Source organism: Paenochrobactrum sp. BZR 201-1, from assembly GCF_044987585.2.
GTDB lineage: Bacteria > Pseudomonadota > Alphaproteobacteria > Rhizobiales > Rhizobiaceae > Paenochrobactrum > Paenochrobactrum pullorum.
In genome coordinates this window covers 44,957-71,458 of the sequence record NZ_JBJDRZ020000001.1, presented here as the reverse complement: position 1 = coordinate 71,458, position 26,502 = coordinate 44,957, and the positions used below count along the sequence as shown (strand labels likewise).

The window sequence follows — 26,502 nt, the reverse complement described above, 5'->3', positions numbered from 1 at the left end:
TCTAATAGATTATAACTTAATGTAAAAATGCTGCTACAACAGCACATTGTTAGTCATTGTTTTTCAGTTTGGCGCATTGCTGATTTTGGATGTAACATGGTTTTTTATTTTCACGTCTTCAACTTGAAGCTAATCAATGCCATATTCAGTCAGCGAACCGGCCGGTTCAAGGTTGCGCAGTCTATGTGTAATTGTTCCGGTGGAATACAGCTGACGCATTAATGGCTATCCGGCTGAAGAAAGAGGACAGGTATGACGAACCGCACTATTCTCATTGTTGATGATGATGAAGATCTGCGCGCCATTCTGGTTGAGCAATTGGAGCTCGCCAAAGAGTTTCAAATCCGGCAGGAAGCGACGGCCGCCGAAGCCATGGAAGTGATCAAGAGCAATATTATTGATCTGCTGATTATGGATGTCGGTTTGCCGGACATGGACGGTCGTGAAGCGGTCAAGCAATTGCGGTTTGGCGGCTTTAAAGCCCCTGTGATTATGCTGACCGGCCATGACACCGAAGCAGATACAATTTTGGGGCTGGAATCGGGGGCCAATGATTATGTCACCAAGCCTTTCCGCTTTGCGGTTCTTCTGGCTCGCATCCGTGCGCAGTTGCGCCAATATGAGCAAAGTGAAGATGCGACTTTTGTGGTCGGGCCTTATACATTCAAACCGGGTCAAAAACTGCTTCTCGACGAGAAAGGCGCGAAAATTCGCCTGACCGAAAAAGAAGCGGCGATCATCAAATATCTTTACCGCTCCGGCACACAGGTGGTCGGGCGTGACGAGCTTCTGGAAGAGGTTTGGGGGTATAATTCCGGTGTGACAACACACACGCTGGAAACCCATGTTTACCGTCTTCGTCAGAAAATCGAGAAGGATCCTGCCAATGTCTCATTGCTTGTGACAGAAAGCGGGGGATATAAACTTGTGCCATGATGGAATAAGTCACCCGAAAGTGTAAAAGACCTATATGGCACTTGATGATGATATCCGCATTTTAAGCAAAGTAGGGCTGTTTGAAACCTTCAACGGTGAGCAGTTGCGCTTACTTGCCTTTGGCGCAGAGCGTTTGGTTCTGCGCGCCGGGCGTGAATTGTTTCATGAAGGGCAAAGCGCGGATTGCGCCTATATCGTCGTATCAGGCCATATAGTTTTGTTTCATCGCTTGCAAAATGAGCGCGTTCCGGTGCGTTCCGTTCATTCCGGATCGATCATCGGTGAAATGGCATTGATTGCACAATCAGATCGTTTGACCGGCGCTTTGGCTGAAGAGGAGACGGAGGTCATCCGCCTCAGCCGTACGGTTTTTCGCCGCATTTTGGAAGAATATCCTGAACTTGCTGCCAATCTCTATCAGCGCATAAGCGAAGATTTGAACAAGATGGTGGGGGATATTGAAAAAATCTCCCATCATTTTACTGAACAAGACTGAAGTTTTCTTCATGAAACCTTACCGGATGCGATAAAAATATCATTTCCGGCGCTGTTCTGTCGTTTGCTTTAAGGTTTTGCTCGACTTGTCCGGAGTGGGAGTTTATGCCGCTATGATGCATTTGCTATGCATTGAGACTGAGCATAAAGATTTTCCTTAATCACTGTAGTTTCATTTGACGGAACAGAATGATGACCAACGATCAAAACCTCAATCGCCCTACTCCTAAAGCTGGTGTAATGGATATTGCTGCCTATGTACCGGGTAAGGAAACTGTTGAAGGTGTTGCCAAGGTCTATAAGCTCTCTGCCAATGAAACGCCGTTAGGGCCGAGTCCGCATGCGCTGGAAGCCTATCGACACGCCGCAGAACGGCTGGCGATTTATCCTGATGGTCAGGCGACTGAGCTGCGTCAGGCTATTGCCCAGACCCACGGCTTGAATCCGGATAATATTATTTGCGGGAATGGTTCGGATGAATTGCTCGGGCTGATCTGCCATGTTTATTTATCAGTTGGCGATGAAACCATCATCACGCAGCATGGTTTTGCAATTTATGAAATCCAGAGCAAGGCGGCAGGTGCCACACCTATCACCGTGCAGGAAAAAGATTTGCGTGTTGATGTTGATGCCATTTTGGCAGCCGTGACACCACGCACTAAAATTGTTTTCATTGCCAATCCGGCTAATCCGACCGGCACTTATCTGCCGTTTGAAGAGGTCAAGCGCCTGCATGCCGGTTTGCCGAAAAATGTTATCTTGGTGCTCGATGCCGCTTATTCGGAATATGTGCGCCGCAATGATTATGAGGCTGGCGTGGAGCTGGTTTCTGCCAATGAAAATGTGGTGATGACCCGCACTTTCTCCAAAATTCACGGCCTTTCAGCGCTGCGTGTGGGCTGGGCTTATGCGCCTGCACACATGATTGATGCGATGAACCGTATTCGCGGACCTTTCAACATGAATTCGGCTGCATTGGCGGCAGGTGCGGCAGCAATCCGCGACCGAAACCACGTAGAAACATCAATTGCTTATAACAGTAAATGGGCTGAATGGCTGACCGAAGAATTGACCAAAATGGGTTTGAAGGTCACACCGTCTGTTACGAATTTTCTGCTGATCCATTTTCCTGATAATGCAGCCAAATCGGCTGTGAAGGCAGATGAGTGGCTCTCTTCCTATGGCTATATTTTGCGCCGTGTTGGGGGATACGGGTTCCCTAATGCGTTGCGCCTGACTATCGGCCCGGAAGAAGCCAATCGCGGCGTAATCGCGGCACTCAACGACTTTATGAAGCAGTAAAATGTCTGAACCACAATTTAACAAAATCACACTTATCGGCATTGGCCTGATCGGGTCTTCCTTGGCGCGGGTTATTCAGCGCGAGGGCTTGGCCAACCATGTAACCATCGCTAGCCGCAGCGCGGAAACGCTCAAACGCGCAGAAGAGTTGCAACTGGGGCATGCCTACACGACAGATAGCGCCGAAGCTGTGCGCGATGCCGATTTGGTGATCATCTCTGTGCCGGTAGGCTCTTCCGGTGCGGTTGCACGCCAGATTGCCGGCTCGCTTAAATCGGGAGCCATTGTCACGGATGTGGGCTCCACCAAGGCTTCTGTGATTGAGCAGATGCAACCGGAACTGCCCGATACCGTGCATTTCATTCCGGGACATCCGATTGCCGGAACGGAATATTCCGGTCCTGATGCCGGTTTTGCCGATCTCTTTATCAATCGCTGGTGCATTCTGACACCACTGCCGGATACGGATAAAGCAGCACTCGACAAGCTATCGGCTTTCTGGGAAGCCTGCGGTTCGCGCCTTGATCATATGGAGCCGCAGCATCATGATCTGGTGCTGGCGATTGTTTCACATCTGCCACATTTAATTGCTTATAATATTGTCGGTACGGCCAACGATCTGGAGCGCGTGACCAAGTCGGAAGTGATTAAATATTCCGCATCGGGTTTTCGTGACTTTACCCGCTTAGCAGCTTCCGACCCGACCATGTGGCGCGATGTGTGCCTGCATAATAAAGACGCTATTCTGGAAATGCTTGGTCGTTTTTCGGAAGATTTGGCTTCGTTGCAACGCTCGATCCGCTGGGGTGATGGTGATGCGCTTTACGATCTCTTCAGTCGTACGCGCGATGTGCGCCGCGGTATTATTGATGCCGGACAAGAAGTGGATGCGCCGGACTTTGGCCGCCAGGCGGCTGTGAAAGAGCCTGCTAAAGAACAGGCAAAAAACTGATTGCTGTATTTTAATTAAAAAAAGCCGCCTCTTTGATGAAAGAGGCGGCTTTTTTATTTTGCTTGGAAATGATCACAGGGGTGGCAGACGACCAAGCGGGATAAAGCCTGCATTGGCTTTACCGTCTTTGATGGTGACATCCAGCGTCGGATTACCGTTTTCATCTTTCGGCATGGCAGAAATTGCAAAAAGCAGCGTTGTGATATTGTTGCTTTCCTGTGGGAAGAGTGCTTGAGCGGCTTGTGCAAGGGCTGGCGGGTTGGTCAGCGCAATTTTAATATGGCCGTTGATCTCGCCATCATAATCAATCGAGAAGGGGCCGCTGAGCGAAATAATTGCACCATTGGAGAGCGAAATCAGCACTTGCTTAATTTCACCCGACTGGCCGCGCAGACTTTCGGTGAGTGGTTGATTACGGTTATCAATCAGATTTTTTGCATTGAATAATGTGATGTTAAGCAGGCCGTCGATAGCCGGCATTTTATTGCGGTTGGTCAGTTGCGGCGCAAATTCCAGTCCGGCGAAACGGCTATCAAGATTAAAATTATTGTCCACATTGGAAAGTTTGATTTCCAGTTCTTCCAATTTGGATAAAAGCTCGCTGGCTGTTGGTTCGGTTCGCAGTCCAACTTCCAAATCAAAACTTTTCACTGAAATCTTTGTCGGGAAGGGCTGCGCGAGCCGTGTATTGGAAGAAAAGCTACTCCAATTGATTTCCAGTGGCTGAAGACCCGGAAAAGTGATGAAGGCAGGGCCGGTTAACTGGTTGTTGAGAGACAGCGGCGCATAAATCGCAGAACCGGAACTAAAGTGACCAGCTGAAAAACTGATGGCCTCGGATTTTTGTTGCCAGGAAATGCTTTCGCATACCACATCCAGCTTCAGCGGAAAACCGCTGGTTTTCAGGTTTTCACATTGAACATTGATGCCTTTTTGGGTGAGGGCTTTAAGGTCGTGGGCTGCGCGTGTTTCAACCTTATTAGCCAGATAAAACCAGCCAATTGTATAAAGGGCAGCGACAATTGCGAGCAGGATATAGAACAGCTTCAACTTTTTGCCCGAGGGACCGGCAGGTGGTGTCGCAGGGGGTATCACTGACATTATAAAACGGCCTTGTGCTCAATCGCTGAAGTTACAGATTGATTTGCAAACATATCTGACGGATGTTTGTAGCGTAACATAACAGCGCTTCGCAATGAGACCAGCCTAATGATTGATAAAATACTATGAAAGATTTTTGGGTATTTGGATATGGCTCGCTGATGTGGCGGCCGGGATTTGATTTTGTGGAAAGCAAACGTGCACGTTTGCACGGATTTCATCGCAGTCTTTGCATTTATTCGCATGTTTACCGTGGAACAGCTGAAAAGCCCGGTCTGGTGCTGGGCTTGGATGAAGGTGGGTTTTGTGATGGCATGGCTTTTAAAATCGCAGAAGATGCAAGCCAGCAGGTTGTGGACTATTTGCGCGAGCGCGAGCAGGTCAACAATGTTTATCTTGAAAAGTTACAGGCAATTGAGTTGGTTAACGGCGAAAAGGCTGAGGCAATTGTCTATGTGGCAGATTGTAATCATGTGCAATATGCTCATCCGATGGCGGTTGAACTTGCCGTCGATATTGTGGCATCGGCTTCAGGCAATGCGGGGCCAAACCACGAATATGTCAAAACCACATTGCAGCATTTAGAACAGATAGGCGTTGCAGATGAAGGATTGGAAATGATCTGGCAACATGTGCAGGCGCGGCTGACACAGTGAATTTGCAGGTTTAGCCCTTGTTCTGCCATCAAGCAGCAGCTAAATAATGACAAAATCAGAGCGATCATTATCTGATGGCGCTTTTAAAAATGTCTTTGACTTCAAGTCATACCTCTTTCAGGAGATACGCATGATCGCATTATTTGAAACAATCGATATGGCGCTCAATCTTTATACATGGATTATTATCGCCAGTGCGGTTTTTTCGTGGCTCTATGCTTTCAATGTGATCAATTCGAGCAATCGTTTTGTCGCCTCAATTGGTGAGTTTTTGTTTAAAGTGACCGAGCCGGTATTACGCCCGATCCGCAATATTTTGCCGCAACTGAGCGGCATTGATATTTCGCCGGTTATTCTGCTTTTCATCATTTTCTTCATCCGTCGCTTTATGTGGACAACACTGCTGCCGATGGTGCTGTGAGCATAAGTTTTTACCGGCTTGAAAAAGAGGGCGTGACGCTTTTTGTGCGTCTTACGCCCAAAGCTTCTAAAGATGCGGTTGAAACCGTTATTACAAGCGCTGACGAACGTTGTTATTTAAGTGCAAGGGTGCGGGCAGTGCCGGAAAAAGGGCTTGCCAATAAAGCGCTGGAAAAGCTGCTGGCAAAAAGCTTGCAAGTACCGGCAAGCACTGTTTCGGTCGATGCGGGTGCGACCTCAAGGATTAAACAGATTTTCATCAGTGGTGATCCGGAAATACTCGCAAAGCGCCTTGATCAGTTCAGTTAAAATGAACGCATAAAAAAACTGCCGGCGAAAATCGGCAGTTTTTTATTTTTGCAAATGATTTGCGAAATTTTAAGCGCCTTTAGCGCGTTCAATCGCTTCAACAATCAGCTTGCGTGCGTAATCTTCATCGCCCCATTCGCCGATCTTGACCCATTTGCCAGGTTCGAGATCTTTGTAATGTTCGAAGAAATGTGAAATCTGCTGCAAGGTGATTTCCGGCAGGTCTGAGTAGTCATGAATTTTTTCATAACGACGGGTCAGGTGCGGTGATGGCACAGCAATGATTTTTTCGTCCTTGCCGGCATTGTCTTCCATGACCAGAACGCCGATCGGGCGAACATTGATCACGCAGCCAGGAATCAGCGGACGGGTATTGCAGATCAAAACGTCGATCGGATCGCCGTCATCTGACAATGTGTGCGGAACAAAGCCGTAGTTACCCGGATAGGTCATCGGCGTATAGAGGAAGCGGTCAACGATCAGTGCACCTGCATCTTTGTCCATCTCATATTTAATGGGATGTCCGCCGACCGGAACTTCAATGATGACGTTGACGTCTTCGGGAGGATTGGAGCCGATGGAAATGGCATCAATATTCATGACGTATCCTTTCGTTTGGCGTTCTGATATCGGGTTTCATGGCTTCGCGCAACAAAAACGAATAATGAAAAAAGCGGCGAATTGTCATTATGTGCGTGATGGCATATGAGCCGCTATCTGATGAATGTTATGGGTTGGGAGGATTAATGATTTGACTTGACCGGAAAGCCGAGTTCTTTCAGCCGTGTAACGGCTGTCGGCGGCATGGGCGGCGGGTTCTTTTCTTGTGCGGCTGCAATCAGCAATTCATCGCAAGCAGTCTCTGTATCGCGGGTCAAGCGCTCCAGAAATTCATGTTTATCAAGACCAGCGGGAATAACCGGCAACACTCGGGCGCGAATGGCACCGGGATAGCGGAAAATCGAGCGGCGCGGCCAATAGAGACCAGCATTATGGGCAATCGGCAGCACTGGCAGGTTGAGCTCTGCATAAAGATGGGCAACGCCATATTTATATTGCGGCTCTGCACCCGGTGCACGGCGCGTGCCTTCCGGATAGATCAGCACCTGACGGCCTTCAGCAATGGCTTTTTCGGCTCCTGTCGTGATGGATTTAAGCGCCTTGACACGGGAGCCGCGATCAACAGGGATCATTTCCATCTTGGCGACATACCAGCCGAAAACAGGAATACGCATCAGCTCGCGCTTCAGGATCATTACCGGATCGTCAAGATACGGCAGAAATGCAAACACATCCCAAAAGGATTGATGTTTGGGTGCGACGATGTAAGCGCCTGCCGGAATGTTTTCCAAGCCTTCAATGATGATGCCGGTGCCGGCAATTTTCTTTTGTAGCCAAAGACTGCTGCGCGCCCAGAATTTGGGCACGAACCATGCTTTTTTACGCGGCATAAGAAAGTAAACCGGTGTCCACAGGATCATTTGAATGATCATGCTCAGGTAGAAAAAGAAATTAAACAGAAGTGACCTGATCGCAGTAAGCATAATTATTCAGTCAGTCTCCTGAGTGCTGATGACAAAATATCGGGACAGCAAAAACTCCTACAGACATTATCGGGAAATTGCCAGATTTATGTTTTCATAGCATCTGTGCAGATAAGGCAGGACAGTTTTAATCTTGTGTTTGTTACGGGTCTTGTGCAGGGCCACCAAAATAAGAGAGCTCAGTCAGGTGAAAAAGCGCGCCGAGATATTTGATATATTCGGTGACGAGGACGCGGATCATATCGCCTTGTATCACCCAGTTGGTATTGCGCAAATCGCTGTTGACCACCGGATAAGGAATGAATTCAACATCATCCATAAGCCGTGAAAGCTCCAAAATAGAGCGCGGCATGTGGTAATTATTGGTCACTACAATCACGCGCTTATAATTATGCGCGCGGATCCATTGTGCACTTTCTGTGGCATTTCCAATGGTATTGAGTGCTGATCTGTCGAGATCAATGCAGCAATCGAGCAATCTTTCATTGGCAATGGTTACGCGTTGCAAGGCTTTTTTATTGGTGGTCGGATGTACACCACTGATCAACAGCCTTTGCCCCATTTTGTCCTGCAACAGTTCGATTGCCACATCAAGACGTGCTTTTCCACCGGTCAAAACGATGATTCCGTCTGCGGGTTTCAGATCTTCTGGCGGAAACATATTGCCGACTTTTTCGCTGAAGACGAAAAAGCCAACCGTCAGAACTACAATGCAGGAAAGAAGAATAACTGATATGGGCCGAAACCGTCGCAAAATTCGCTTGATAAGGGACATCATAGGATTAGTCCCTTTTAACGCGGCAGTCAGATGGAAAAGGCAAATGGAGCATAATCACTGCGCGGTTCTGGTTGCGAAAAATACGGTTATGATCATCTTGTGAGTAGCCAGATTAAACCGAAGTCCCTGGTCCGTCCATCTGTGATAGTTGGCGGATGACGGTGATGCGGCTTGTCAGCATGGTAAGCAAACTGACCATAAATATGATGATGGCGGCACCAATATAGCCTTCGCGTCCGATGACAAAATTTCCAAACATGGCTGCGGCCTGATCACCCTCGGGTGTGGCCATACGATTGTTTGACCACCATGAAACGATAAAGAAAATTGCCATGGCAAAAGCACCACCACAGAGAGCACCTTTAAGGGCTGTGCGGAAAAAGTGCCATTCAAATTCCCGTGCGACGGTTTGGGATTCGGCACCGATAAAATGCAGCACCTCAATAATATGGCCATTGCCGGACATCGCACCACGGGTGGCAAAAATCACGGTAAGGATTGTTGCGGACATAACAAGTGTCAGCACACAAACACCGATGAAGACGGTGGTGTGCGCCATCGAAGCGAGACGGTCAATCCATGTGCGGTGATCATCAAAGCTGGCGCCTTGAATTTGTTTGACAAGTTCTGCGCGCATAGCGGCAAAATCAGGTGGTGCGTTTTCATCAATGGTGACGACGACCAGACGCGGAACCGGCAATTCATCCAGATCAAGACCAGTGCCGAGCCAAGGCTCCAGCAGACGCGCAGTGGCGGCACGATCAATAATGCGGGTGCCGAGCACACCGGCAAAAGTTTGTGCAATCTGGCTGGCATCTACCAAGGATTTTTCAATATCAATCCCTTCAAGCGGACGGATTTGAATAGTTGCTTCACGCGCGATCTGGCTTTGCCATGTGGTGGCGGAATCGCGCACCAATGTGACACCGCCAAGTGTGAGGCAGGCCAAAAAGGTCATGATCGCAATGACGATAACCAGAGCTGTGCCGGTGACACTGCCGTCTGGCACAATCGGTGTCGGGCCTTGTTTACGCTTGCGTTTACCGACAGCTACAAAGAGCAGCTCTTTCAGATCATAAAACTGGTCGCTGAGTTTTGTTCGTCTAGTCATAAATATCAAGCCTGCCCTGATCCAGAATCATGCGTCGGGCGTCCACCTGATCCATCAATGTCAGATCATGTGTCGCGATGATAACAGCGGTTCCGGAGCGGTTTAATTCAGCAAATAAACGCAACAAGCGTTTGGCAAGCGGCGGGTCAACATTGCCGGTCGGCTCATCAGCAAGCAGCAGTTCAGGCTGGTCGATCAATGCACGTGCAATAGCAACGCGTTGCTTTTCACCGCCTGATAAAATTGGTGGCAATACATGCATGCGGTCGCCAAGGCCTACCCAGTGCAGCAGTTCTTCCACTTCGGCACGATAGGTGGCTTCTTCTTTGCCGCGTACACGCAGCGGCAATGCCACATTTTCATAAGTTGTCATATGATCAAGCAGGCGGAAATCCTGAAATACAATGCCGATGCGACGGCGCAGCAACGGGATTTCCTTGCGGTCAAGACCGCTGATATCTTTGCCGAAAATATTAACCAGCCCGCGCGTTGGTTTCATCGCCATGAACAAAAGACGCAATAGCGATGTTTTACCTGCACCTGAAGGACCGGTTAAAAATTGGAACGAGCGCGGGGGTATGTGGAAGCTGACATCCCGCAGGACTTCAGGCCCCATGCCATATCGCAAACCGACTTTTTCGAAGCGAATCACCGCGTATTTTCCTTGAGGTATGTCTCGTTCAACCTTATCGGTTATGACCATTGCGCTTGATGGTTAACCTTTGGTTAATTGATGATGTTTTTGCTGTTTAAAAAGTCTCAAATTTTGGGCATTGAAGATTTTGAAAACGAACAGTTTGCTACCTGCATGCAAAAACAGATTTTATTATGGTGCAGACAAATTATTTTCTAGTCGAGGTCGTTGCCGCTCAGTTGGTTTCTTTTGCTTTGCTCTGTGCAAGTAGCAGATGATCTGTTTGGTTGCAGTGATATGCAAAAAATACAGCTTATATGACGAGAACAGGTGTTTTTTCGTAAAAACATGCTATATACGGCGTTGAGATAGTGGCTGTGAATGCTTTCGCAGCCCTTTATTTTTTTTTACTTACGGAGAACCGGCACGATGCCAGAAGTCGGCGGCAAGACACTTGAAGTACTGTTCAGTGCCGAACAGATTGCGGACCGCAATATTGAACTTGCGCGCGGTATCGCAGACCGCAATTTTCATGATCTTTTGACTGTATCCATTCTCAAAGGTTCATTCATTTTTGCCGCAGACCTGATCCGCGCAATGCATGAAGCTGGTGTGGAGCCGGATGTGGAATTCATCACGGTTTCATCATACGGAACAGGTAAAGTCAGTGGTGAAGTGCGTTTGTTGCGTGATATCGACAGCGTTGTCAAAGATCGAGACGTTCTGTTGATCGATGATATTCTCGAATCCGGCAAGACGCTTACCTTTGTGCGTGATTTGATGCTGGAACGCGGTGCACGCAGTGTCAGCATTGCTGTGTTGCTGGATAAACCGGTACGCCGTAAAATGGATATTGAAGCCGATTTCGTAGCTTTTGAATGCCCTGATTATTTCGTTGTCGGCTACGGTATGGATGTGGCGCATGCGTTCCGCCAGCTGCCTTATGTCGGACGCGTCATGGACGAATAAAGTTTTATCTGTTTTATCAGAATAAATGCCGCTGTGATGATCACAGCGGCATTTTTGTTATGACGCGCGTCTTATTTTCGAAAACGCCTTCACACTTTTAGAGGTGTGTTTTAATCAAATTTCAGCAGGCGCTCCAGATAGTCTTTTTCCATCTGCGGGCTGAGAGCATCACCAAGGCGGCGGCGGATTTCATCCAAAATCTCCCGCGCACGCTGAATGTCGATTTCGCCAGGCACTTTGGTGTCATTGCCAAAATCTGGGCCGGTCTGCCCCTGGTTGCGGCCAAGTGGATCTTTGCCAGCCTGACTTTCGCCTTGCCGGCCGTTTTGTCCCTGACCCTGACCTTCGCCTTGCCCCATGGCTTCCTGCATTTTCTTCATCATGTCGCGGCTACCACGGCGTAATGCATCAAGTGCTGAGCCCTGATCATCATTGGCCTGCGCACTTTCATTACGGCCCAAAGCTTCACCGGCATTGCCCATGGATTTTTCTGCGTCTTTAAACTCTTTCGACGGATCAATACCTAGTGCTTTCAGGTCTTCCGAGAGCTTTTTCAGGTCGGACTGCAATTGTTTCTGCTGTCGTTGCAGGTTTTTCATTGTTTCTTCAATATCAGGCGAAAGCGGCGGCTGGGTTGTTTCCGCATCTTCATTTTCAGAGAAGAAGTCTTCATCATTATCGCCGAATTGCTGCTGCATACGTTGATCGAGAGAGAATGTCTCATTCATCGTCTGCTGCTGCCGGCGCATCAGTTCGCCCAGCTTGTTCATCTGGTTTTGCATCTGGCTTTGCTGGCTCTGACCATTTTGGCCATTTTGCCCGTTTTGACCTTGCGCTTGGCCTTGACCCATTTGCAGGTTGTTCATCAGGTTTTCCAGTTGTGACAACAACTCCTGCGCTTCATCACGCGAGCCTTGACGAGCCAGATTTTCAATTCTGTCCATCATGTTTTGCAGATCTTTATCGGTTAAAGTCTGCACATTGGCATTGGGTGGCAAGGCAGGATTTTGATTGTTTTGCTGGGTTTTCGCAAATTCTTTCAAGAATGCGGCCATCGCTTCGCGCAGTTCATTGGAAAGTTTGGCAATCTCTTCCTGCGAAGCACCGTTTTCAATCGCATTTCGCAAGGCTTCTTGTGCCATACGCAAGCGTTTTTCTGCGTCCGATAAATAACCATCTTCAATACCGCGCGCCACTTCCCACATATAATCGACAACATTGCGCAAATCATCTTCGGAGTGGGCAAGGCTCAAACGGGTGCGGATGGTGCGAAGTCCCAAGAAATGTCCTGCATTTTTGATCGTATCGGCAGGGCGCAGCATCACCGCATCCAGCATATCCAAAACCCGTTCATTTTGCATGGCATCCATTGCCAGAATGCGACGCTGCTCAATAATGGCTTTAGCCAACGGATTGGTAAAAATCCGTTCGGGCAGGGTGATGGCGCGGGTTTCGCTATAGCCGACCTGACCAGCCTGATCATTGACCACGAGGGTCAGTTCCACTTCACTGCCAGCCCATGGATGGGTGGTCAGATCTTTGTTGGTGCTTGCATCTTCTGAGCCTTTACGCGGCAAATTGAGTGCCAGTTCCGGTGCTTCATAAAGCATCAAAACCTCATGATCATCGGCACCAAGCGGGGTAATTTCGGCATAAGCTGAGGCAACCGGATAATCATCGGTAATTTTATAATGTAGCTGCAAAGTGCCGTTGCGGGCTTGATCCGGTGTTTTGGTAAAGCTGATTTGGGGTGCTTTATCTGGCGTAACGGCAAATTTCCATGATTGGCTGCGGTGATTGACCGTCAGTTTCATCGTCTGGCTATCATGCAATTCATATTGAAAATTGCGTGTGTCACCTGATGGCTTGGTTTTGCCCTGCTCCGCTTCATCTTCAGCCAGTTCAGGTTGAATGGTTTCGTTTTTGCCGCTGGCATCTTCGGCAATCAGATATTCGCGGGCGCTGCCGCTTACACGCAATGAAAAAATGCTGCCTTGCGGTACGGTGATTTCTGCCTGTTCATCGCTCTCGGCATTTAAAAAAATCGGTGCTTTGCCAGTATAGCGTGGCGGTGTCACCCATGCATCAATGCGGGCTGCTACTTGCTCTTTGGCTTCGGGCAAATGAACCATGTCTGTGAGGCGGCCACCGTTGGAGCCGTAAGAAAAAGCAAATGAGGTGACGAGCAATAACAATACCAAGGCGCGGATACCGAGCGGGTCACGCTCGGCAATGCGGGTATCGGGAAGGCCGGATTGCAGGTTTTTAAGTTGGCTCGCCATGCGGCGCTGATGTTCGTGCCAGAGTACTTGCGCCAAAGGATCATCATCACCGATCGCCATATGGTCAGATTGTACCCGCAGCGGCTGATGCGACAGCGCGTTGATGCTTTCAATGCGCTGATTGACTTCGCTTTCGGTGGGGATACGTACACGTGCCGGCAAAAAGACAGTGACAAGCGCCACCACGAATAACAGGCTGAGCACAGTCAGATGCAGCCAGTAGGGCATGTGATTGAACAGCCCGAACCAGCTTAAAATCGCCAAAAGCGCCAGCGTAATAAGAAGCGGCAATAAAAGCGGCCACATACGCTCGAACAACATCGTTAAAAATACACGCAGGCGTATTTTCGCGAATTCGTCCTTTGGCTTGTGGTCAGAAAAAGCCATTCTCATCTTTCCGGCTGCGCCTTGGTCGTGTCATTGGTGCAACAATAACATGCATCATGGCAAAGACGAGGCTAGGCCGTAAAAAAATACATGCAATTTGCGCGAAGATGCCAGAGGCTACCTATCCGGATCATAACGGCCGGATAGGTTTTGATTGCTGATTATAACCAATCAGGAATGCTGTCTTGGGAGATCAGGTCTTCATAGCTGCTGCGCGGACGCACAACATGGAAGCGATCGCCATCGACCAGAACTTCCGGTATGAGCAGACGGCTGTTGTAAGTGCTGGAAAGCACCGCGCCATAAGCACCGGCTGTCGAAACAGCAATCAGATCACCCGGATTTGGACGTGCTACTTCGCGGTCAACACCCAGATAATCACCGGTTTCGCATACAGGGCCAACAAAATCGGCATGAATGCGTGGTACATTATCGTCGGCTTTCACTACCGGTCGGATATTGTGATAGGCTTCATAAAGTGTCGGGCGAATGAGGTCATTCATAGCCGCATCAACAATGATGAAGTTTTTAGCATCACCATCTTTGACGTAAATCACTTCCGTGACCAGAATACCGGCATTGCCGACGATCAGGCGACCTGGTTCAAAAACAGCTTTCAAACCTAACGGGCGGATATGTTTGCGGACGATTTCAGCATAAGCATCCGGTAATGGCGGCGGGTTGTTGTCGTCGCGGTAAGGAATACCAAGTCCGCCACCCATATCGACATGGTCGATCTGATGGCCGTCGGCCTGTAATTCGCGCACCAAGTCCGCCAGTAATGCAAAAGCATCGTCAAACGGTTGCAGATCAATGATCTGGCTACCAATATGCATGTCGATACCGGTGACTTTAATTCCGGGAAGTTCGGCCGCACGCTTATAGGCTTCACGCGCACGAACACGCGGAATGCCGAATTTATTTTCGGATTTACCGGTGGAGATTTTGGCGTGTGTCTTGGCATCCACATCTGGGTTGATGCGCAAAGAAACGGGCGCCACTTTGCCCAAACGGACAGCGCGTTCAGACAATAATTCCAGTTCCGGTTCGGATTCCACATTGAAGCAGTAAATGCCTGCGTTCAGTGCAAAGTCCATTTCACGTGCCGATTTTCCAACGCCTGAATAAACAATTTTATTGGCAGGGATACCTGCGGCAAGCGCACGGCGCATTTCGCCTTCAGAAACAGTATCGGCACCAGCGCCCATTTTAGCCAATGTTTTGAGCACGGCCTGATTGGAATTGGCTTTCAGCGCATAGGCGACCAATGGCTGCATATCAGCGAAAGCTTCCGAGAAAACGCGGAAGTGACGCTCGATGGTTGCGCGGGAATAGCAATAAAATGGCGTGCCGACAGCATCGGCAATGTCGGAGATCTTCACACCTTCAGCGTGAAGCACGCCGTCTTGATATTCAAAATGGTTCACGGACTTTAGCCCTTAAAATTGAAGTGGTTAAAAGTGCTTAGGGGATCAGCTTGTCAAGGATGAATGGTTCATCCTTGGCAGGTTTGGGAGCCGGTTCTGCACGTCCGTATTCATCGGTAACAATGGAAGCCGGAGGCGGCTCCAGCGGGCCCTTGCGACCACAAGCGGAGAGCGTGCCTGCGATAAGCAGTGTGACCAGTGCGGTGAAAATAACTTTCCGGCTCGTCATTGTATGACCTTTAAAGCTTGGGTTTAACCCTTAAAACGTGTTCTCGAAGCTGCCTGTTAACGGTTAGAACCTGAAAGTCAGGCTTTAACAATCCGCTTTTTCCAATAACGGATCTGACGGCGCACTTCCTGCGGGGCAGTTCCACCGAAAGACTGACGGCTTTTTACTGATTTGTCTACGGTGAGGAAATCAAACACGGCATCCGTAATGCCCGAATGAATGTCCTGCAACTCGGCAAGGCTGAGTTTGGAGAGGTCAACCTTTTTGGCTTCGGCGGCAGCAACGGCACGACCAGTGACATGATGCGCTTCACGGAAAGGCATGCCCAGTTCACGAACCAGCCAATCAGCCAGATCAGTGGCGGTGGAATAGCCGGAGCCTGCGGCCTTTTTCATCGAAGCGGTGTTGATGGTGATGTCACGCACCATTCCGCTCATGGCTGCAATGCTGAGTTCCAAAGTTTCCGCTGCATCAAAGACGGCTTCTTTATCTTCCTGCATATCTTTGGAATAGGCCAGCGGCAGACCCTTCATCACAGTCAGAAGGCCAACGAGCGAGCCGGTGATGCGTCCGGTTTTAGCGCGAACCAATTCGGCTGCATCCGGATTTTTCTTTTGTGGCATGATGGAGGAGCCGGTGGAGAATGCATCGGACAGGCGCACAAAGTTAAACTGCGGTGTCGACCAGATGACGATTTCTTCAGCCAGACGCGAAAGATGAGTGGCGCAGATCGCAGCAACAGAGAGGAACTCCAGCGCATAGTCGCGGTCGGAAACACTGTCGATGGAGTTGCGGGTTGGCTCACGGAAGCCAAGTGCTTCTGCGGTCATGTGACGATCAATTGGAAAGCCGGTTCCGGCAAGAGCGGCTGCGCCAAGCGGTGATTCGTTCATGCGTTCAATCGCATCACGTACACGCGAGAGATCGCGGCCGAACATTTCCACATAGGCCATGCAATGATGACCGAAGGTAACAGGCTGAGCGGTTTGCAGATGGGTAAAGCCCGGCATGACGGTGGCTGCATGTTCTTCGGCACGTTCCAAAAACGCTTCGATGAGGTTTTTCAACGCTGAGGCTGTTTTTTCCAGTTCTTCTTTAACCCAAAGACGGAAATCAAGCGCCACCTGATCGTTGCGGGAGCGGGCAGTGTGCAAACGACCGGCGGAGGCGCCGATCAGTTCGGCAAGACGTGCTTCAACATTCATGTGAATGTCTTCAAGCTTGCGGGAGAAAGTGAATTTGCCGCTTTCAATCTCGGCCAAAACAGCTTTCAGTCCGTCAGTGATTTTTCTGTGATCTTCGGCTGCAATAATGCCGGATTTAACCAACATATTGGCATGAGCAATAGAGCCGCGAATATCCTGACCATAGAGTTTTTGGTCAAAACCGATAGATGCGTTAATCTCTTCCATAATCGCATCGGGTCCTGAGGCAAAACGGCCACCCCACATCTGGTTGCTTGATTTTTGTTCGCTCATGCTCGTATGCCTCAGGCTTAACGGTAAAACTAATATAAGACGAAATGGCAGGAAACAGCGACTGATGACCAATATTCTGAGACAACCGAGAATCATCATACTGGCAGCCGTCGCAGGTATCCTCGCCGGTGTAGGGGCGGTATACGTGATGGAACGCCCTTCTGGCAATGATATTAGCGCGAACTTTGCCACAGGAAACAGTGATCAGGACAAGTTTTGTGCGGCAAAAGCGGGTACCTTGCAAAATCTCGACGCTGCAGCAGGCGGAACTGTTGCTGCCATGCGTGCAGCCGACAAGCCAATTTCGCTGGCGCATCTGGAATTTTCAGATGCCGAGGGCAAGAAAATGACTCTTGGGGATTTCAAAGGCAAAACGCTGCTTGTCAATTTATGGGCAACATGGTGCGCGCCGTGCCGCGAAGAAATGCCTGCCCTTGATCAGTTGCAGCAGATGCAGGGCGGCGATGATTTTGAAGTGGTGGCCGTTAATATTGATACCGGCGACAACACCAAGCCGGTTGGCTTTTTAAATGAAATCGGCGTTGAACATCTGGCGCTTTATCGTGATGCAAGCTTAAAAAGTTTTAATGATCTGAAGCGTAAAAGTCTGGCTTTTGGCCTGCCGGTGACGTTGGTGATTGATAAAGATGGCTGCCAGATTTCATCGATGAATGGCCCTGCCGAATGGGACAGCCCCGAAGCGATCAAATTGATCGAGGCTGCCAAAGCGTTTTAAGTGAGGGCGCCTTAAGTTTTAAAGCCTTCTCTTTTGAGCCGTGTGATTGCCTCTTCGAGGCTTGACAAAAAGCTGGAGCGATCACGCGGAGAAAACGGGGCAGGGCCGCCGGTGATCTGGCCGGAAGAGCGTAGACTATCCATCAGATTGCGGGTGGCCAGCGTATTGCCGATATTATTTGCCGTATGCAGTTTGCCGTTGGGGGCAATGGTGATGGCACCGGCATTGACCGAGCGGCTGGCCAGCGGAATATCGGCGGTAATGACAATCGAGCCTGCTCTGGCGCGTTCTGCAATCCAATCATCAGCCACATCAAGGCCGCTAGGTACAACAACGCGTTCGACATGGGGCACGTCGCGCGGGATCATCATATAGCTATTGGCGACAAGCAGCACTTTAACACCGTGACGCTCGGTAACTTTATATATTTCCGCCTTTACCGGACAAGCATCGGCGTCCACCAAGACGATGATTTGATTATTATCTTCACTCATGCAGCAGCAATGCCAGTTAATGACTATGGCTGCAAGGTCACACTGCTGTGCCGGATGCAATCAATGACCAGAAATAACTTGGATCAGTCTTTGACGCATGATTAATGACGAGGTTTGTTATTGTAGCGTGCAAGGTAAAATCATGTTGGTCCGCTTGTTTCCGGTTTTATTTGTTTTTCTGTGGGCGACTGGTTTTATCGGAGCAGGGCTTTCGATGCCTTATGCCGAGCCGTTCAGCTTCATGACCATGCGTTTTCTTTTTGCCGGATTGATTTTTACGGTCTGGGCTTTGGCCACTGGCGTTGTCTGGCCAAGGCGAAAAGCTTTTATGCAGGCGGGTGTGACAGGCTTGCTGATCCATGCCATTTATTTGTCGGCCATTTTTTGGGCGGTGCGTCATGGTCTGCCTGCCGGTATCGTAGGGCTGGTTTCTGGTTTGCAACCGATGGTGACGCTGTTGATTGCCGCAATGTTTTTGGGTGAGCGCATCAAACAGCAGCAAATTTTAGGGCTGCTGGCGGGCTTTATCGGTGTTGCCATGGTGATCTCGCCGAAGCTTGCAGCCGGTTCTGATGCGATTGACCCTGTGACATTGATTGCAGCTTTTATCGGGGTTGTATCGATCAGCTCTGGCACCGTCTGGCAAAAGCGCTATGGCAGCGCGATGGATTTGAAGGCGGGGACAGCCATTCAATATTTGGCGGCGGGATTGTTCACGTTGGTCTGTGCCATTCTATTTGAAACGGGAACGATTGTGTGGGCACGGGAACTGATTTTCGCCCTGATATGGCTGACAGTGGCAATTTCGGTGGGTGCCGTACTTGCTTTGATGGTGATGATCCGTGAGGGCGCTTTATCGAAAGTCTCGTCGCTATTTTATCTGGTACCGGCAGCGGCCGCTATTATGGCCTATATCCTGTTTGGCGAAACGCTTAACATGCTGCAAATTGCAGGCATGCTGGTCACCACCATTGGGGTGGCGCTGACCAGCATGAAGCGTAAAGCCTGACGGGGTTTGCGGATAGAGCGGTTAGTTGACTGATAGTTCCGGTTGCTGGTCGCGTTTGCGGTAATTCATGATTGCCGTGTTGATTTCCGCGCCCAAAATGAAGATCGCGGAAATCATATACAGAAACACAATTGCCACCATGATCGAAGCAAGACCGGCATAGGTGGTGACGTAATTGGCAAATGTTTCAAGATATTTTGCAAAGGCCATCGCACCGGCGAGCCAAGCAATCAGGGTCAGCACAATGCCGGGAAGAATGTCACCGAAAGTACGTTTGCCGGCCGGCAGCCAGATATGGACGATAAAGAGCGCCAAGATCAGTACGGTAACAGCAATGAAATAACGCCAGAAGCTGATGGTACCGGCAAAGAGTTCAATATCGGGAAACCATTGCACCGCAATGCGGAAGGCAAGAGGCGCCAAAATCAACAGGAAACTGATGACCAGTAATGCCATCGTGCCGATAATTACAAAGCCCAAGCTTTGCAGGCGGCAGAAGATGATGGAGCGGGTGTCGGTCACACGATAGGCGCGGTTAAGTGCAATGCGCAAAGCTTCAACACCATTGGATGCAAAGTAAGCGGCAGCAATAACACTCAATGTCAAAAGACCACTGCGTTGCACGGTTAGGACGTTTTGCACTTCGTTGGCAATCGGCCCCGCAATTGCGGACGGCCAGATATCAAAAACGATATGCACGGCCGTATCAGCAAAAGCTTTTGCACCTAAAAAGGAAGCAAGGCTTGTGGCAAAGATCAAAAACGGAAATAATGCCATCAGGCCGGAAAGCGTAATATGACTGGCAAAAGCCCAGCCGTCATCGGAGTTAAAATGACCAACGGCATCAAAAATAACTTTGGTCAGAAACGTTTTTACTCTTCGCATATCTCTGAGCTTACCCTTAATATCCGGCACTCGTATTGCTTAAATCTTCACTTCAGGTCTGGCATGACTGTTGTAAGAAAGAAAGTCTTAATCGAATCGTTTAATGGCTTTGCCGAAAGATTTGATAAGTTTTAGCCAAGTTTTGGCGCATGAAGGATCAGAAGTTTTGACGGCGACCGCGCGACAAAAGACCATTATCATCACTGGCTGCTCGTCAGGCATTGGCGCTTATGCAGCGCGCGAATTGAAAACCCGTGGGTGGCGGGTTTTTGCAACCGCCCGTAAGCCGAAAGATATTGAGGTGCTGGAGCGCGACGGGTTGGAGGCTTTTTATTTTGATTACAGAGATGAAGCCTCCATTGAAGCGCTGGTGAACACTGTACTGGAGAAAACCGGCGGCACTCTCGATGCGCTTTATAATAATGGTGCTTATGCTCTGCCTGCTGCGGTGGAAGATTTGCCGGTTGATGCGCTTCGTGAGTTGTTTGAAGCCAACTTCTTCGGTTGGCATAGCCTGACGCGTAAAATCGTGCCGGTGATGCGCCATCAAGGTTATGGTCGTATTGTGCATTGCTCTTCTATTTTGGGGCGTGTGCCGATGAAATGGCGCGGTGCTTATGTGGCATCCAAATATGCGCTGGAAGGTTTGATGCTGGTGCAAAGAATGGAATTGCAAGGCACCGGCATTGAGGTATCATTGATTGAGCCGGGGCCGATTGCCACGCAATTTACCTATAATGCGGCAAAACAGGCTGAAAAACATATTGATATGGCGGCATCGGTTCATCATGATCTGTATTTGCGCCAGATGCAGAAATTGAAATCGGGTGGCAAACAGTCAAAAGACAAGCTTGGTCCGGAAGCGGTTTTTGATGTATTGCTGCATGCATTGGATGCAGCTAAACCACGGCCACATTATTTGGTGACACGTCCGGCGAAGCTTGGCGTCATTGCGCAGCGTTTTATGCCGATGCGCTGGTTCTATAGAATGCTGTCAGGCCAGTCATAAACGTCTTACAGTGATAAACATAATGGGTGGATGATGGATTCTCTATTAAAATATGGCGCGATGCTTGCGATGGCCGCTGTTGCCTTCGTGCTGTTTTTAGGTTTGCGCAATATGATGCGTGGCGGCGACGGGCACTATTCCAACAAGATGATGCAATTGCGCATTTTTTTGCAGTTCATCGCATTGGTGCTGATCTTTGCAACCATTTATTTCAGTCGTCATGCAGGTTAATCCATGGTCAAGCTCAACAAGATTTATACCCGCACCGGCGATGATGGCACCACAGGGCTGACCATTGGCGCGCGCCGCAAGAAAAGTGATCTGCGCGTTGAAGCCTATGGCACGGTGGATGAAACCAATGCTTGTGTCGGCATGGCGCGCTTGCATCTGGAAGCCTATCCGGAAGTGGATGCAATGCTGTCGCGTATTCAAAATGATCTGTTTGATTTGGGCGCTGATCTTTCCGCACCTGATGATGGTACAGTGTTACCATATGAGCCTTTGCGCATTGTGGCCTCCCAAGTGGAACGCGTGGAAGCCGATATTGATGCGTTGAATGCTCATCTGGCACCACTGCGTTCTTTCATTTTGCCGGGTGGGTCAGCGGCTTCCGCGATGCTGCATTTAGCACGCACTGTTTCAAGACGTGCCGAACGTCTGATGGTGGCATTGAGCGATATTGAAGGCGAGGTCGTCTCCCGCGAGGCCTTGCAATATATCAATCGTCTGTCGGATTTTTTCTTTGTCGCATCGCGTGCGGTGAACGATAATGGCGCGCTTGATGTTTTGTGGGTGCCGGGCCAAAACCGTTAAGAGAAGCTAAAAATGCTGATAAAAATCAGCGTCAGCAAAGAACCGTTATCTTTAATGCGGCTTTCAGCGTTATCTGATTGACGGATAGATGAAGCGTCATTACGTTTCAGTAAAATTTATCGCCAAACTCATCAATTGTGTGAACAGGCTTCTGATGGTGGTGAAATCGGATGAAGATGCCAGCAGGATGTTTAAGCAAAGTGACAATTATCATTTTTGCTGCATGGATGAAATGAAAGGTTATGTGGATGAAAGTCCTCGTCGCAGTCAAGCGTGTCGTCGATTACAACGTCAATATCCGTGTCAAACCTGACGGAACCGGCGTTGAACTGAACAATGTAAAAATGTCGATGAATCCGTTTGATGAGATTGCGGTTGAAGAAGCAATCCGTTTGAAAGAAGCTGGTCACGTTTCTGAAATCGTCGTTGTTTCAATTGGTCCGGCTCAGGCACAGGAAACATTGCGCACCGCTCTGGCGATGGGCGCAGACCGTGCCATTCTGGTTAAAACCGATGATCAGGTTGAGCCTTTAGGCGTTGCCAAGGTGTTAAAGGGCGTTGTTGAAGCCGAACAGCCGAATATGGTGTTTTTGGGCAAGCAAGCCATTGATGACGACAGCAATCAGACTGGCCAGATGCTGGCAGCGCTTCTCAACTGGGCGCAGGCAACATTTGCTTCCAAGCTCGAGCTTGGCGATGGTAAAGCAACAGTAACGCGTGAAGTTGATGGCGGCTTGCAGACAATCAATGTCAATCTACCGGCAATTGTAACCGTTGATCTGCGCTTGAATGAACCGCGTTATGCGTCCTTGCCGAATATTATGAAGGCGAAGAAGAAGCCGCTGGATGAGAAATCACCGGCTGATTTTGGTGTCGATATTGCACCGCGCTTGAAGGTTTTGAAAACAGAAGAACCGGGCGGCCGCAAGGCTGGCGTCAAAGTGGCTTCCGTTGCCGAGCTGGTTGAAAAACTCAAAAACGAAGCTGGCGTTCTGTAAGTTAAGGATCAAGGATTTATACTGATGGCTATTCTTCTGTTTGCTGAACATGATAATGCGACCTTGTCCGACCAGACCGCAAAAGCACTGAGCGCTGCACAGGCGATTGGTGGGGATGTCGATATTCTGATTGCCGGTCAAAATGCGCAAAGCGTTGCCGATCAGGCAGTAAAACTTCAAGGTGTGCGTAAAGTTCTGCTGGCTCAATCCGATGCGTTGGAACATCGCCTGGCAGAGCCGGTGGCGGCGCTGATCGTAAAGCTTTCCGATGGTTATGACACGGTGATTGCTGCAGCTACCACAAGCGCTAAAAACATTTTGCCACGCGTGGCAGCTTTGCTTGATGTGGCGCAGATTTCCGAAATCATGGAAGTGGTTTCGGCGGATACTTTCAAGCGTCCGATCTATGCTGGCAATGCCATTCAAACCGTACAGTCGACTGACGCCAAAAAAGTTATCACTGTGCGTAGTGCTTCTTTCTCTGCCGCTGGAACTGGTGGTTCTGCGGCGATTGAAACTGTTGAAGCTGTGGCTGATCCGGCTCTGTCTTCTTTTGTTGGTGCAGATTTATCAGGCGGTGAACGTCCTGAGCTGACATCTGCGAAGATCATTGTTTCGGGCGGTCGTGCGCTTGGTTCTGAAGACAAGTTCAACGAAGTGATCCTGCCTTTGGCGGACAAGCTTGGTGCAGCTGTTGGTGCATCGCGCGCGGCAGTGGATGCAGGCTATGCGCCTAATGATTGGCAGGTGGGGCAGACCGGTAAAGTGGTTGCACCTGAACTTTATATCGCGGCTGGTATTTCCGGTGCCATTCAGCATCTGGCTGGTATGAAGGATGCAAAAGTTATTGTTGCGATCAACAAAGACGAAGAAGCACCGATTTTTCAGGTGGCTGATTATGGTTTGGTGGGCGATCTCTTTACGATCTTGCCGGAACTGGAAAAAGCGCTTTAATTTTTTGTCAGAACCAGCTTGGTTCTGACAAATTTTATCAACGGTTTTAGCCCTGACTGAATGACAGCGGGGCGTTTAAACGGAGGAGTGTTACGGTGGCGATTAAGTCAGTTGGAATTATCGGTGCCGGACAAATGGGCAGCGGAATTGCACATGTATGTGCGCTCGCCGGATATACAGTGCTGTTGCATGATGCAGATGCCGACCGTTTGGAAAAAGGTATTGCCACTATCAATGGCAATATGGCGCGTCAGGTTGCTTCCGGTAAGCTGGAAGATGCGCAGCGCAGTGAAGCGATGAAAAAAATCGTGCCCGCCAAATCCATGGAGGAACTGGCTGGCGTTGATCTGGCGATTGAAGCCGCAACCGAAGATGAAGATGTCAAACGAAAAATCTTTGCTTCCCTTTGTCCAATCCTTAATCCGGAAGCGATTCTAGCGACCAATACCTCATCCATCTCCATCACCCGACTGGCGGCAACCACTGACCGTCCGGAGCGTTTCATGGGCATTCATTTTATGAATCCTGTGCCAGTGATGAAACTGGTTGAGCTGGTGCGCGGCATTGCGACCGAAGAAGTCACCTTCAAGGAAGCACAAGCTTTCGTAAAGTCGCTGGATAAAACCATCACTGTAGCGGAAGATTTTCCGGCCTTTATCGTCAACCGAATTTTGCTGCCGATGATTAATGAGGCGATTTATACGCTTTATGAAGGTGTCGGTTCGGTGGATTCAATCGACACTGCGATGCGCCTTGGTGCCAATCATCCGATGGGGCCATTGCAGCTCGCTGATTTTATTGGTCTCGACACATGCTTGTCGATCATGCAGGTTCTTTATGACGGATTGTCGGATAGCAAATATCGCCCGTGCCCACTGTTGGTCAAATATGTAGAGGCTGGATGGCTGGGGCGTAAAGCAGGCCGTGGTTTCTATGATTACCGTGGTGATGAGCCAGTGCCGACACGTTAAGTTCGGATCGTATGTTACGAATTCTAATGGCGCTGGTGCTTATGCATTTAAAGCATGTCTCCCAAAAGTGGGCACCGGTTTTGGGATAAAGACATGCATAAAAACAAAACGCTAGAGCGAGCACAGTGGATACGATTAAGTGCGACACGCTTTAGCGCCATTTTTTATTTTCTGATTGTGGATAACAATCAATGAAACCTGATTTAAGATTTCATTAACCAGAGCTGTTCAGTGTGTATTCATCTTTAAATGTTAAATATTTGATTAATGAGAGCGTAAAAAAATTAACGCATCATTGGTTGTATATGGATGAAGATATCAAGGGTGAAAGTGATGGGCATTTTGGTTCAAATTTTTGCAAGCATGAACGTTATTCGTGAATTCGTGGTGCCAAGCTATCGTCCGGAACGTCATTATATGCGTGGTCCGGGACCTGCTTGTGCAGCGCGTGGTGCACGATGAGTAGCATGTCAGACTATCTTAAATAAAAGCCCGGTTCGTAATCGAAACCGGGCTTTTTCTTTATGCTAATGATTGAAAAGATTAGTCGTCGAGACCTTCAAACAAAGCGGTCGACAGATAACGTTCGGCAAATGAAGGAATGATGATAACGATATTCTTGCCCTTGTTTTCGGGACGTTTACCAACTTCGATAGCAGCGGTTAGTGCCGCGCCCGATGAAATACCAACCGGAATACCTTCAACGCGTGCCAGTTCACGTGATTTGGCAAATGAGTCTTCATTGGAAACCTGAATGATTTCGTCGTAAACTTCAGTGTCCAATGTCTTTGGTGCAAAGCCTGCACCAATGCCTTGAATTTTATGCGGGCCCGGAGCGCCGCCGGAAAGAACGGGCGAATCTTTTGGTTCAACCGCAACCACTTTAAATTCAGGCTTACGCGCTTTCAAAACCTGCCCCACGCCGGTGATGGTGCCGCCGGTACCAATACCGGAAATCAGGATGTCGGCTTCACCATTGGTGTCGTTCCAGATTTCTTCTGCTGTGGTTTTGCGGTGAATTTCAGGGTTGGCCTGATTTTCAAACTGCTGCGGAATAATGGCATGCGGTGTGCTTTCAGCCAGTTCTTCGGCTTTTGCAATCGCACCTTTCATGCCTTTCGCGCCTTCCGTCAGCACCAATTCCGCACCGAGGAATTTCAGCAATTTGCGTCGTTCAACCGACATGGTTTCCGGCATGGTCAAAATCAGGCGGTAGCCTTTGGCAGCAGCTGCAAAAGCCAAAGCAATGCCGGTATTGCCGGAAGTAGGCTCAATCAATGTTGTTTGGCCTGCCACGGCTTTGCCCTGCGCTTCCAGTGCTTCGATCAAAGCCAGACCGATACGGTCTTTGACGCTGGCTAATGGGTTGAAGAATTCAAGCTTGACGAGAAGGTTGGCGACAACACCATTTTCTTTGGCGAATTTGTCAATCCGCACCAAAGGTGTGTTGCCGATCGTATCAAGGATCGAGTCGTAAACATGACCGCGGCCGATTTGCTTGTCTGAAGTTTGGCTATCTGATTTCGACATGGTTAGATCCTTATACCTTAGAACCCTTGAGTAAAATCTCTTGTGACATTGGCAATGATCTTAGTCCTGCTTTGGATAAACTCAAGTTTTCAC

30 protein-coding genes are annotated in these 26,502 nt (G+C 49.2%); 17 read left to right on the top strand and 13 right to left on the bottom strand.

Features of this window, described 5'->3' with window-relative positions; translation table 11 throughout:
• The first annotated feature begins 252 nt into the window (after positions 1-252).
• The 4 genes from ACI0FR_RS00460 (at position 253) to ACI0FR_RS00445 (ending at position 3,685) form a co-directional block, all read left to right on the top strand.
• The gene (locus ACI0FR_RS00460; RefSeq protein WP_374828766.1) at positions 253-936 is read left to right on the top strand and encodes a response regulator transcription factor; all 684 of its coding nucleotides are present in this window, start codon (positions 253-255) and stop codon (positions 934-936) included.
• Between the two features lie 34 nt (positions 937-970).
• A complete protein-coding gene (locus ACI0FR_RS00455) occupies positions 971-1,432 on the top strand; it encodes a cyclic nucleotide-binding domain-containing protein (protein WP_374828765.1) in 462 nt (153 codons plus the stop codon).
• Between the two features lie 191 nt (positions 1,433-1,623).
• Positions 1,624-2,733 (top strand): histidinol-phosphate transaminase, encoded by a 1,110-nt coding sequence (gene hisC, locus ACI0FR_RS00450; protein ID WP_404906835.1) that lies wholly within the window; start codon positions 1,624-1,626, stop codon positions 2,731-2,733.
• 1 nt (position 2,734) lies between these two features.
• Complete coding sequence (locus tag ACI0FR_RS00445; protein ID WP_374828763.1) at positions 2,735-3,685, top strand: prephenate/arogenate dehydrogenase family protein; 951 nt, start codon at positions 2,735-2,737, stop codon at positions 3,683-3,685.
• Between the two features lie 72 nt (positions 3,686-3,757).
• On the opposite strand, the gene ACI0FR_RS00440 is transcribed toward ACI0FR_RS00445, so the two are convergent.
• The gene (locus ACI0FR_RS00440; protein ID WP_404906836.1) at positions 3,758-4,786 is read right to left on the bottom strand and encodes a DUF2125 domain-containing protein; all 1,029 of its coding nucleotides are present in this window, start codon (positions 4,784-4,786) and stop codon (positions 3,758-3,760) included.
• Between the two features lie 125 nt (positions 4,787-4,911).
• Here ACI0FR_RS00440 and ACI0FR_RS00435 point away from each other — a divergent pair, with 125 nt between their 5' ends.
• The 3 genes from ACI0FR_RS00435 (at position 4,912) to ACI0FR_RS00425 (ending at position 6,171) form a co-directional block, all read left to right on the top strand.
• Positions 4,912-5,442: a gamma-glutamylcyclotransferase gene (locus tag ACI0FR_RS00435; RefSeq protein ID WP_404906837.1), complete on the top strand. Its 531-nt coding sequence runs from the start codon at positions 4,912-4,914 to the stop codon at positions 5,440-5,442.
• 130 nt (positions 5,443-5,572) lie between these two features.
• The gene (locus tag ACI0FR_RS00430; RefSeq protein WP_374828760.1) at positions 5,573-5,863 is read left to right on the top strand and encodes a YggT family protein; all 291 of its coding nucleotides are present in this window, start codon (positions 5,573-5,575) and stop codon (positions 5,861-5,863) included.
• A 2-nt stretch (positions 5,864-5,865) separates the two neighbouring features.
• Positions 5,866-6,171: a DUF167 family protein gene (locus ACI0FR_RS00425; RefSeq protein ID WP_445482841.1), complete on the top strand. Its 306-nt coding sequence runs from the start codon at positions 5,866-5,868 to the stop codon at positions 6,169-6,171.
• A gap of 69 nt (positions 6,172-6,240) precedes the next feature.
• Here the strand turns inward: ACI0FR_RS00425 and ppa are convergent, their stop codons facing one another.
• The 5 genes from ppa to ftsE all read right to left on the bottom strand — a co-directional run bounded on the left by ppa (position 6,241) and on the right by ftsE (position 10,256).
• Entirely contained in the window at positions 6,241-6,771 is a 531-nt protein-coding gene (gene ppa, locus ACI0FR_RS00420) for an inorganic diphosphatase (protein ID WP_374828758.1), read from the bottom strand.
• A gap of 143 nt (positions 6,772-6,914) precedes the next feature.
• On the bottom strand, positions 6,915-7,715 hold the full coding sequence (locus tag ACI0FR_RS00415; RefSeq protein WP_374828757.1) for a lysophospholipid acyltransferase family protein: 801 nt from the start codon (positions 7,713-7,715) through the stop codon (positions 6,915-6,917).
• A gap of 142 nt (positions 7,716-7,857) precedes the next feature.
• The gene (locus tag ACI0FR_RS00410) at positions 7,858-8,493 is read right to left on the bottom strand and encodes a YdcF family protein (protein WP_374828756.1); all 636 of its coding nucleotides are present in this window, start codon (positions 8,491-8,493) and stop codon (positions 7,858-7,860) included.
• 112 nt (positions 8,494-8,605) lie between these two features.
• On the bottom strand, positions 8,606-9,604 hold the full coding sequence (locus ACI0FR_RS00405; protein ID WP_374828755.1) for a cell division protein FtsX: 999 nt from the start codon (positions 9,602-9,604) through the stop codon (positions 8,606-8,608).
• Positions 9,597-10,256, bottom strand: a complete 660-nt coding sequence (ftsE, locus tag ACI0FR_RS00400; protein WP_374828754.1) for a cell division ATP-binding protein FtsE — start codon at positions 10,254-10,256, stop codon at positions 9,597-9,599. The genes ACI0FR_RS00405 and ftsE overlap by 8 nt, the downstream gene beginning before the upstream one ends.
• Positions 10,257-10,667: 411 nt before the next feature.
• Here ftsE and hpt point away from each other — a divergent pair, with 411 nt between their 5' ends.
• Positions 10,668-11,207, top strand: coding sequence for a hypoxanthine phosphoribosyltransferase (hpt, locus tag ACI0FR_RS00395; RefSeq protein WP_374828753.1), 540 nt, complete (start codon positions 10,668-10,670; stop codon positions 11,205-11,207).
• Positions 11,208-11,317: 110 nt separating this feature from the next.
• On the opposite strand, the gene ACI0FR_RS00390 is transcribed toward hpt, so the two are convergent.
• The 4 genes from ACI0FR_RS00390 to argH form a co-directional block, all read right to left on the bottom strand.
• Positions 11,318-13,876 carry a TIGR02302 family protein gene (locus tag ACI0FR_RS00390; RefSeq protein ID WP_404906838.1) on the bottom strand — a complete coding sequence of 853 codons (2,559 nt, stop codon included), beginning with the start codon at positions 13,874-13,876 and terminating at the stop codon, positions 11,318-11,320.
• Between the two features lie 161 nt (positions 13,877-14,037).
• A complete protein-coding gene (gene lysA / locus ACI0FR_RS00385; RefSeq protein ID WP_374828751.1) occupies positions 14,038-15,303 on the bottom strand; it encodes a diaminopimelate decarboxylase in 1,266 nt (421 codons plus the stop codon).
• Positions 15,304-15,340: 37 nt separating this feature from the next.
• Entirely contained in the window at positions 15,341-15,532 is a 192-nt protein-coding gene (gene lptM, locus ACI0FR_RS00380; RefSeq protein WP_374828750.1) for an LPS translocon maturation chaperone LptM, read from the bottom strand.
• Between the two features lie 77 nt (positions 15,533-15,609).
• Positions 15,610-17,010, bottom strand: a complete 1,401-nt coding sequence (argH, locus tag ACI0FR_RS00375) for an argininosuccinate lyase (protein ID WP_404906839.1) — start codon at positions 17,008-17,010, stop codon at positions 15,610-15,612.
• A 64-nt stretch (positions 17,011-17,074) separates the two neighbouring features.
• Here argH and tlpA point away from each other — a divergent pair, with 64 nt between their 5' ends.
• Positions 17,075-17,746, top strand: coding sequence for a thiol:disulfide interchange protein TlpA (tlpA, locus tag ACI0FR_RS00370; RefSeq protein ID WP_404906840.1), 672 nt, complete (start codon positions 17,075-17,077; stop codon positions 17,744-17,746).
• A gap of 11 nt (positions 17,747-17,757) precedes the next feature.
• Here the strand turns inward: tlpA and ACI0FR_RS00365 are convergent, their stop codons facing one another.
• Positions 17,758-18,240, bottom strand: coding sequence for a YaiI/YqxD family protein (locus ACI0FR_RS00365; protein ID WP_374828747.1), 483 nt, complete (start codon positions 18,238-18,240; stop codon positions 17,758-17,760).
• A gap of 142 nt (positions 18,241-18,382) precedes the next feature.
• On the opposite strand from ACI0FR_RS00365, the gene ACI0FR_RS00360 reads away from it, so the two are divergent.
• Positions 18,383-19,249 carry a DMT family transporter gene (locus ACI0FR_RS00360; RefSeq protein WP_404906841.1) on the top strand — a complete coding sequence of 289 codons (867 nt, stop codon included), beginning with the start codon at positions 18,383-18,385 and terminating at the stop codon, positions 19,247-19,249.
• A gap of 21 nt (positions 19,250-19,270) precedes the next feature.
• Here ACI0FR_RS00360 and ACI0FR_RS00355 read toward each other — a convergent pair whose 3' ends face one another.
• Complete coding sequence (locus tag ACI0FR_RS00355; RefSeq protein ID WP_374828745.1) at positions 19,271-20,134, bottom strand: YihY/virulence factor BrkB family protein; 864 nt, start codon at positions 20,132-20,134, stop codon at positions 19,271-19,273.
• A gap of 166 nt (positions 20,135-20,300) precedes the next feature.
• Here ACI0FR_RS00355 and ACI0FR_RS00350 point away from each other — a divergent pair, with 166 nt between their 5' ends.
• From ACI0FR_RS00350 to ACI0FR_RS00320, 7 genes are all read left to right on the top strand, one after another.
• Positions 20,301-21,143, top strand: coding sequence for an SDR family oxidoreductase (locus ACI0FR_RS00350; protein ID WP_404906842.1), 843 nt, complete (start codon positions 20,301-20,303; stop codon positions 21,141-21,143).
• Positions 21,144-21,176: 33 nt separating this feature from the next.
• Positions 21,177-21,374 (top strand): twin transmembrane helix small protein, encoded by a 198-nt coding sequence (locus ACI0FR_RS00345; RefSeq protein ID WP_374828743.1) that lies wholly within the window; start codon positions 21,177-21,179, stop codon positions 21,372-21,374.
• 3 nt (positions 21,375-21,377) lie between these two features.
• The gene (locus ACI0FR_RS00340) at positions 21,378-21,956 is read left to right on the top strand and encodes a cob(I)yrinic acid a,c-diamide adenosyltransferase (RefSeq protein WP_374828742.1); all 579 of its coding nucleotides are present in this window, start codon (positions 21,378-21,380) and stop codon (positions 21,954-21,956) included.
• A gap of 248 nt (positions 21,957-22,204) precedes the next feature.
• Complete coding sequence (locus ACI0FR_RS00335; protein WP_404906843.1) at positions 22,205-22,954, top strand: electron transfer flavoprotein subunit beta/FixA family protein; 750 nt, start codon at positions 22,205-22,207, stop codon at positions 22,952-22,954.
• Positions 22,955-22,978: 24 nt separating this feature from the next.
• Positions 22,979-23,908 carry an electron transfer flavoprotein subunit alpha/FixB family protein gene (locus tag ACI0FR_RS00330; RefSeq protein WP_404906844.1) on the top strand — a complete coding sequence of 310 codons (930 nt, stop codon included), beginning with the start codon at positions 22,979-22,981 and terminating at the stop codon, positions 23,906-23,908.
• Between the two features lie 95 nt (positions 23,909-24,003).
• Positions 24,004-24,879, top strand: coding sequence for a 3-hydroxybutyryl-CoA dehydrogenase (locus ACI0FR_RS00325; protein ID WP_374828739.1), 876 nt, complete (start codon positions 24,004-24,006; stop codon positions 24,877-24,879).
• A gap of 333 nt (positions 24,880-25,212) precedes the next feature.
• Positions 25,213-25,341, top strand: a complete 129-nt coding sequence (locus tag ACI0FR_RS00320; RefSeq protein ID WP_374828738.1) for a hypothetical protein — start codon at positions 25,213-25,215, stop codon at positions 25,339-25,341.
• A gap of 81 nt (positions 25,342-25,422) precedes the next feature.
• Here the strand turns inward: ACI0FR_RS00320 and cysK are convergent, their stop codons facing one another.
• Positions 25,423-26,409 carry a cysteine synthase A gene (gene cysK, locus ACI0FR_RS00315; protein ID WP_404906845.1) on the bottom strand — a complete coding sequence of 329 codons (987 nt, stop codon included), beginning with the start codon at positions 26,407-26,409 and terminating at the stop codon, positions 25,423-25,425.
• Positions 26,410-26,502: the final 93 nt, after the last annotated feature.